The sequence below is a fragment of the Vibrio sp. 10N.222.46.A1 genome (assembly GCF_041473595.1).
Lineage (GTDB): Bacteria > Pseudomonadota > Gammaproteobacteria > Enterobacterales > Vibrionaceae > Vibrio > Vibrio tasmaniensis_A.
On the sequence record NZ_JBFRSN010001130.1, the window covers coordinates 1 to 558 of the forward strand.

Annotated in this window: 1 protein-coding gene; it reads left to right on the forward strand. The window is 42.7% G+C overall.

Annotated features, from left to right (window positions below; all coding sequences use genetic code 11):
• The coding region (locus AB4496_RS24475) for a hypothetical protein (protein ID WP_372132398.1) at positions 1–558 on the forward strand (558 nt) is incomplete at both ends.

Consider the following 558-nt stretch of genomic DNA (forward strand, 5'->3'; position numbering starts at 1 on the left):
TGAGAACTCAAGCCCTTGTTGATGCCAAAAACAACAATATGATTATCAACAATATCAGTGATGGCCATTCCTTACCTGATTTCTTCTCTGAACAACATCTAGCTGAAAAAACATCTGAAATTTTGCCTCAACTCAAACATCTCAACGACATCGTTTTTTATAAGGAAACGTTACGTGGTGAGTTTGAAACTATTACGCACATTACTTTGGAGCCAGAGTCGAGTCGAAGCGCTTTTAATGGGGAAGAGATACTTTCTAACGGAAGTATTAATGCGATGTTCAGCGGCCAAATACGTGCCCAAGTACAAGATAATAGCCATGTTTTAGAGTATGCGGGATGTGAGCAGATCATCGCTGATTCACGATTGAAAACACTGAAAACGGCAGAAATGGGCTGGCCTAAAAGCTACCAGTTTGATAAGCACGCACAAGAGCCTGTAGAGGCACTGGATAAGGCTGAGCAGCATGCAGCGGTTACCTTTTCGCGTTATAAAACCACTGGGCAAGCGTATTTACGAGCCAACTGGGCTGTTTTTCTACCTCTTGCAACTACTGATG